A 7337-nucleotide genomic window follows, 5' to 3' on the forward strand; every position below is an offset into this window, starting at 1 on the left:
TGCCTGAATCTGTATATTCAATATATAAATCATATAGTTGACTGGTTGCCACTGACGTTGGCGCGCGAACTGCATTCATGGGAACGTCAACAGGAGATTCCCATGGCCAACGCACAACTCTTCGCCAGCCAACCCGGCCGCCTGGTTCCCAGTGCCGATGCCTGCAACGAGGCGGGCGGTGTTGCCTACAACCGTTCTGCCGAGGCGGCGCTGGCGCTCTATGCCGCGACGGGCTGTATTAACAGTACGTACTACAGCGACGCTGCCATGCAGTTGCGTCAGGTGCTGGCGCTTTGCGAAGCGGTGGCGCCGGCATACATCGCCAAGGTCGCGCTGTACGCCCGCAAGGTCGCCTACATGAAGGACATGCCTGCGCTGCTGCTGGCGCATCTAGCCGTTCGCGATGGAGATCTCCTGGATAAGGTGTTCGATCAGGTGATCGACAACGGCCGCATGTTGCGCAACTTCGTCCAGATCGTCCGCAGCGGCGTGGTGGGGCGCAAGTCGCTCGGGACGCGCCCGAAGCGTTTGGTGCAGCGTTGGCTGGAGAACGCTTCGATCGACGCGGTGATGAGCGCGGCTATTGGCGAAAACCCCTCGCTGGCCGATGTGGTTCGTATGGTGCATCCCAAGCCACGGGATGCCGAACGCGAAGCGCTGTATGCGTGGTTGATCGGCAAGCCTTTCAAGCAGGAAGCGCTGCCGGAAAAGGTGCGCATGCTGGAAGCCTTCAAGAAGGAGCAGGGAAATGATGTGCCGGATCTTCCGTTTCAGTACTTGACGGCCCTGCCGCTCAAGGCTTCGCACTGGAAGAATATTGCGAGCCGGGCGTCGTGGCAGGCAACGCGTATGAACTTGAACGCGTTCGCACGCCACGGCGTGTTCGAAGACGGCGCACTGACGTCGCGTCTCGCAGAGCGACTGCGCAATGCGGCAGCGATTCAACGGGCACGGGCTTTTCCGTACCAGCTGATGATGGCGTTTCGCGCATCGTCTCCGGGTATCCCGGCGTCGATTCTTGAGGCCCTGCAGGATGCGATGGAAGTCGCGACTCGCAATGTTCCCAAGGTTGATGGGCGGGTGGTGGTGGCAATGGATGTATCGGGTTCGATGCAGGCGCCGGTGACAGGGATACGCCGCGGCGCGACATCGATGGTGCGCTGTATCGAGGTCGCCGCCTTGATCGCGGCATGTGTGAAGCGTGTGAACGTCGATACCCGCGTCATCCCGTTTGCGGAAGCCGTACACCCTTGTCGCCTGAACCCGCGCGACAGCGTGATGACCCAGGCTCAACAACTGGTGGCCATGCTCGGCGGTGGAACGAAGGTGAGCGCGCCACTGGAATGCCTGAACAAGGAGCGTTGCAAGGTGGATCTGCTGGTACTCGTGTCGGACAACCAGAGCTGGGTTGATACGCGAGCCAGCGGTGGGACGGAAACCATGCGTCAGTGGGAAGTGCTGAAGCTGCGTTGCCCGCAGGCGCGGATGGTCTGCATCGATCTTCAGCCGTATGCGACAAGCCAGACCGTGGAGAACAAGGATGTACTGCATGTGGGTGGCTTCAGCGACGCCGTGTTCGACTTGCTGGCAAGCGTGGCATCCGACGGAACGGATGCACGTCGCTGGGTGGAGCGTATCGAGGCGATAGCGCTCTGATTGTCGGTCCCCGATGGGAGAGCCCATCGGGGATGGGCCCGGAGGGCGTAGCGAATGCGTGAGGGACTACTTGGGATCAGCCGGTTCGAATCCGGCATCTCTCGCAGAGTTGTCGCGTTGCCCGAGAGGCCAGGTTTTCTTCAAGTTTGATTTGCAGCGAATGCAGGTGGAACTACATGGTAAGCCTTCGGGCGATAGGGTTCGAATCCCGCTTGCGTGACCGTGCGCTTCGGCGGACGCCACGTAGGGTGTTTCACCATTCTTTGTCGCTGCATCTTTGTTTTTATATGGATAGAAAGGTTTTGTGGAAGGTTTGTTGCGAATGCTAGTGAACTTACTAGGAATCTCTGTCAAAGATTTGATGCTACCCAGAGCCGTGCAAACGGCCGCCTGGGAAAGATCAAAGTCGTTCACTCCGACTTGTCGCTACAGGCCAGCTCAAGAAGAGAAACTTTCGCGTTGCGGCGAATGCCGATGAAACTACAAGACATCATAAGTCCCGTGTCGCGAGTTCGAATCTCGCCAGCACGTCTATCTATCGTGCTGTAGCTCAGGGGTAGAGCAGGCGTTTCATCAACTACTTGTCGCCGCACTTTTCATCAGAAAGACGATGGACGGAACGCTCCAAGGCGCCGTTCGACAAAGGAGAGATACATGACCACGGCTTATGAGGTCATCAACGTACCTGGCGGTGTGCCGATCAAGGCATGGACACACGGTGTTCCGGTCGAGGAGTCGGCGCGTCAGCAGCTGATCAACATCGCCAAGCTGCCGTTTATCCATCGCTGGGTGGCGGTCATGCCCGACGTGCACCTCGGCAAGGGCGCAACGGTAGGATCTGTGGTGCCAACCGTCGGCGCCATCGTTCCTGCTGCGGTGGGTGTGGACATCGGTTGCGGCATGATCGCGACGCGTACCACGCTTACCGCCTCCGACCTTCCGGACAACCTTGCCGGCCTCCGTTCGGTGATCGAACGCGCAGTGCCGCATGGCCGTACGGTAGGGCGTCGCGACAAGGGTGCGTGGGACACGCCACCTTCTGCGGCCATCGAGGGCTGGACGCAGCTCGATCAGGATTTTCGCCGCATCGTCGAAAAGCAGCCGAAGTTGGCGCGCACCAACAATCTCAGCCATCTGGGGACGTTGGGTACCGGTAATCACTTCGTAGAAGTCTGCCTCGACGAGGATGACCGTGTGTGGTTCATGCTGCACTCCGGCTCGCGTGGCGTGGGTAACGCCATTGGTTCGCGCTATATCGAACTGGCCAAGGAGGACATGCGTCGCTGGATGATCAACCTCCCGGACCAGGATCTTGCGTACTTGCCCGAAGGTAGCGAGCACTTCGACGACTACGTGTTTGCCGTGGAATGGGCACAACGTTTCGCGCGTGCCAATCGCGCCATCATGATGAGCCATGTCATCGATGCCGTCGCCAAGGTCATTCCCAAGCCGTTCAACGCGTGGGCCGAGGCGGTGAACTGCCACCACAACTACGTCAGCCGCGAATACCACTACGGAAAGAATGTGATGGTGACGCGCAAGGGGGCGGTAAGCGCGAAGGCTGGCGAGCTGGGGATCATCCCAGGCAGCATGGGTGCCAAGAGCTTTATTGTGCGCGGCCTGGGCAACGACGAAAGCTTCCACAGCTGCAGCCATGGCGCGGGCCGCGTGATGAGTCGGACTGAGGCGCGCAAGCGCATCACGCTGGACGAACACAAGCAGGCGACTGCGCATGTCGAATGCCGCAAGGACAGCGATGTGATCGACGAATCGCCCGCGGCCTACAAGCCGATCGATGCCGTGATGGAGGCACAGAAGGATCTGGTTGAGATCGTGCACACGCTTCGCCAGGTGGTATGCGTGAAGGGATAGGGTGTGCGGGCATAGCCCGCACACTTCACCGCAATGGGAAATGGATTCAAGGAACGGGGAATGATCGAGATAGATGGATCGGGTGGTGGCGGCCAGTTGCTGCGTACCGCGTTGACCTTGAGCATGGTGACGGCAACCCCGTTCACGATGACGGGCATTCGCGCCAAACGGAACCGTCCTGGCCTGATGCGCCAGCACCTGACCGCCGTCGAGGCAGCGCGCCAGGTCTGCGGCGCAGCGGTGACAGGCGCCGACGCAGGCTCGCAAACACTCACCTTCATTCCGAAGGCCATACGCTCGGGTGACTACCATTTTCCTATCGGCACGGCGGGCTCGACCACGCTGGTATTGCAGACGGTATTGCCCGCGCTAAGCCTCGCAAGCCATGCGTCCACCATCCGCCTTGAAGGCGGTACGCACAATCCGCTGGCACCGCCGGCAGACTTTCTCATTGACGTCTTTGCCCCCACGCTCGGAAAGATGGGCGTGCAGGCCGACATCCGCCTTGAGCGCCACGGCTTTTATCCGGCAGGTGGAGGCGTGATGAATGTACGCGTTCAGCCTGCGCGTGCGGTGGAGCCACTACACCTGATGGAGCGAGGCGAGGTTCGTGCCATATCAGCACGGGCCCTGATCTCGAATCTCAGCACCAGCGTGGCTGACCGTGAGTTGCAGGTCGTAGCACGGCGGCTTGGCTTAGCAGAGGGCGCGATGAAGATGCACGAGGTCAAGCCGGCGCTTGGGCCGGGTAATGCACTGATGATTCGTATCGAGTCCGAGCATGTGACGGAATACTTCACCACTTTTGGTGAGCGAGGTGTAAGCGCTGAGCAGGTTGCCGAACAGGCTTGTGAACAAGCTCAGCGCTACATCAAGGCGGGTGTCGCTGTGGGTTGCTATGCGGCCGACCAGCTACTACTTCCTATGGCCTTGGTAGGTAGCGGCTCGTTTTCTACCACCGCGCCTACGGACCATTCGCGCACCAATGCTTCACTTATCGAAAAATTCCTGTCCGTGCAAATTGACTTCCTCGAATTGCGCCCGGATGCGTGGAAAGTGGTGATCGGGTAGTGCTGCGATTTTAGATCGCCAGCATCCCCATATCAGGGACCGCCTTGGTTCAACATCCGGCGGACTGTTGGCGCTCGCGTCGGATTGGCCACCTCCACTGACAGCGAACCCTCGCCGCGCGCCAGGTTGGATGAAGGCGGCCCTGGTCAATCACTTTTCGGCTATCTGGTCAAATCCCGGCGCGCGCCAACACTTCAAAGGTCATCTGCGCGATGAATGCCAGAACGAGCACTGGTCCCGAGGGTGTTCCCTGTTCGCACCGACGTCGAAACTGGTTACGAGAGTCGACCCCGCAGTGTGCCCTGAGATCGGGTTGGTGGTCGCTGCCTATACCATCTCTCACACGAGGCTCGTCCCCTCTTTCCATAAGGCATCCATTTGGCAAGATAATTGCTTATGCTTTTTGGGTGAGCCTCGAGCAATTTGTGCTCTGCACCAAGTCGCTAGCTAAGGAGAGTTGACGAATGATGAAGTGGGACAAGTTACTTAACACTGTGCGCCTGGGAGATCGTCCTTCAAAAGTAGAGGAGGGACGTTCGCCCTTCCATTCGGATCACGACAAGGTGATCTTCTCAGGTGCTTTTCGGCGCCTTGCGAGGAAAACACAGGTACATCCTCTTGCGACCAACGATCATGTTCACAATAGGCTGACTCATAGTCTTGAAGTTGCCTGTGTCGGCCGAACCTTGGGGCTACGCGTAGGACAGAAGCTCAAGGAAGCAGACCGTCTCCCTGGTCAAATTAACGCATCCGATATTGGAGACATTGTCCAAACCGCATGCTTGGCGCATGACATTGGCAACCCGCCTTTTGGTCACACTGGCGAAGAAGCCATTCGCCATTGGTTCTCCCATGATGCGGGCAAGAAACTGATCGAAGATTTTTCTCTTGAAGAAGCACGCGATCTTCAGTTTTTCGAAGGTAACGCTCAAGGCTTTCGGGTGCTCACTACGTCCGAACTCCACCAATACAATGGTGGCCTTCGATTGACGTATGCTTCTTTGGGGGCTTTTATCAAATACCCCTGGCTCTCCAACGATAAACACGCTGAAGAAAAGAAGGGCAAGTACGGTGTCTATCAGTCCGAACTGAAGCTATTTAAGGAGGTCTCGGCTGCCACTGGCGTAATAGAGCGAAATGCCAACCGGTATTGCCGTCATCCGCTCGCACATCTCATGGAGATGGCCGATGATTTTTGTTATGCCATTCTTGATCTAGAAGATGGCATCGAGATGGGGATACTAAGCTGGGAACAAGTTTATAAGCTTCTTCGGCCAGTATTGGATGAAACAAAGCTTGGTGCGCTCGATAGCGAGCTAAAACGCCTCCGTCCGGGAAGATGTCCGCCCCTTATTCGAGGCAAGGTCATTTCGGCATTTGTAGATGCAGGCGCTGATGCCTTCATCAGAAACGAAGATAAAATTCTCAGTGGCGAGGTTGACGAGCTACTATCCCTTTGCGATGAGAATGTTCGAGGCTGTGTCCGGGAAGCGAAAGATCTCGCCAAGAAGGAAGTTTTTCAACATCCCCGCAAAGTAGAGCTTGAGATTGGCGCTTACAACACAATGGCGACAGTTCTAAATGTCGTCTGTAACGCTGCGCTTGACGTTGCCTCGGGGAGTGGTAAGGAGAGTTACAAATCGAAGCGCGTTATCGATCTTATCGGCGAGAACTCTTTTCATCCAGACGTACTAGCTAAAGATTCATCTGGTGGAAACCTGAGATATCTCGCTCTTATGCGAGCCATCGATTTCGTAAGCGGATCAACCGACAACTACGTTACGCACTTGGCGCGTCAATTTAACGGCTCAGGAGACGTGCGTTAGCTACTAGCCGTGAAATGACAGCATGTGTTTTACCTCCCGGCATAACTTGGCGATTTCCGCCAAGTTATGCTTTAAGCTATACATGAGCTATCCAATAGTTAGTCCAGGCCTGTCCAACATAATTCGTCTGCAAAAAATGTGCGGCCAGGCACGCAATAGCTCTGGTATGTCTTACAAGAAAACAATACCAGCGCGGAAGCGTAAAGCGTTATCCGGCACCGAGACATCTTTGAGGGGATGGCGGAAACCTTAATAACAGAATTCCAGGAATGGCCACAATCGCGATACAGCGAACGGACCCACGTGCGGGATTGAATTTGTTGCTGGCAGTTCTTGGTCTGCGACTGATCATACGGGTCGGTGGCGGTCGTCGTCGATCGGTCATGTGATGTGCACTCCGGTGCGTGCCGTTCATTCGATCTGGACTATGTTTTATTCTGCAGCTATAGGTATCTCTGCCAAACCTATAAGGAACATGAAATGACGTTCTACGAAGATTTCAATGCTATCAACGGAGAGGCATCTCTCATGGCTTTCCTGGCTCAATATGGCTTCCGTGAAGTCACGGCCGCGCCACGATGGAATCTCGGGGAGTATGAGTTGATCCGCGGCGGTCATGCCTTCCGAATTGGCTATCGATGGTATGACCCATCGCAAGCTTTCTCAATTCAAAAGGACATTCACAAAGTCGAACTTTGGTCGATTAACGCTGCGGGCCAAATCCAAGTGCATGGAAATATTGCGTTCGAGGAAGGTGCATAGGCACGGAAGGTTTGAAGCGTCCTCGTTTTCCCGAGTCACCCGGAAATAGAGGTAGTTGATGATGCCATGGCAAACGCGACGGGCGAGAGTCCGCCGAGTGAGCGATGGGGACGTTGATGGTTGTAGCGGTGGCGCCAGTCCTCGGTCATG

Annotated in this window: 5 protein-coding genes; all 5 read left to right on the plus strand. The window is 56.5% G+C overall.

Annotated features, from left to right (window positions below; translation table 11 throughout):
- Positions 1-102: 102 nt before the first annotated feature.
- The 5 genes from IHE49_RS06530 (at position 103) to IHE49_RS06550 (ending at position 7187) form a co-directional block, all read left to right on the plus strand.
- The gene (locus IHE49_RS06530) at positions 103-1656 is read left to right on the plus strand and encodes an RNA-binding protein (protein WP_192156059.1); all 1554 of its coding nucleotides are present in this window, start codon (positions 103-105) and stop codon (positions 1654-1656) included.
- A gap of 654 nt (positions 1657-2310) precedes the next feature.
- Positions 2311-3528: an RtcB family protein gene (locus IHE49_RS06535; protein ID WP_192156061.1), complete on the plus strand. Its 1218-nt coding sequence runs from the start codon at positions 2311-2313 to the stop codon at positions 3526-3528.
- Positions 3529-3588: 60 nt separating this feature from the next.
- Positions 3589-4599 (plus strand): RNA 3'-terminal phosphate cyclase, encoded by a 1011-nt coding sequence (gene rtcA, locus IHE49_RS06540; RefSeq protein WP_192156063.1) that lies wholly within the window; start codon positions 3589-3591, stop codon positions 4597-4599.
- Between the two features lie 464 nt (positions 4600-5063).
- Positions 5064-6425, plus strand: coding sequence for a deoxyguanosinetriphosphate triphosphohydrolase (locus IHE49_RS06545; RefSeq protein WP_225578215.1), 1362 nt, complete (start codon positions 5064-5066; stop codon positions 6423-6425).
- A 480-nt stretch (positions 6426-6905) separates the two neighbouring features.
- Positions 6906-7187 (plus strand): hypothetical protein, encoded by a 282-nt coding sequence (locus tag IHE49_RS06550; RefSeq protein ID WP_192156065.1) that lies wholly within the window; start codon positions 6906-6908, stop codon positions 7185-7187.
- Positions 7188-7337: the final 150 nt, after the last annotated feature.

Origin of the sequence: Rhodanobacter sp. 7MK24 (assembly GCF_014842995.1) — a bacterium.
Taxonomy (GTDB): domain Bacteria; phylum Pseudomonadota; class Gammaproteobacteria; order Xanthomonadales; family Rhodanobacteraceae; genus Rhodanobacter_A.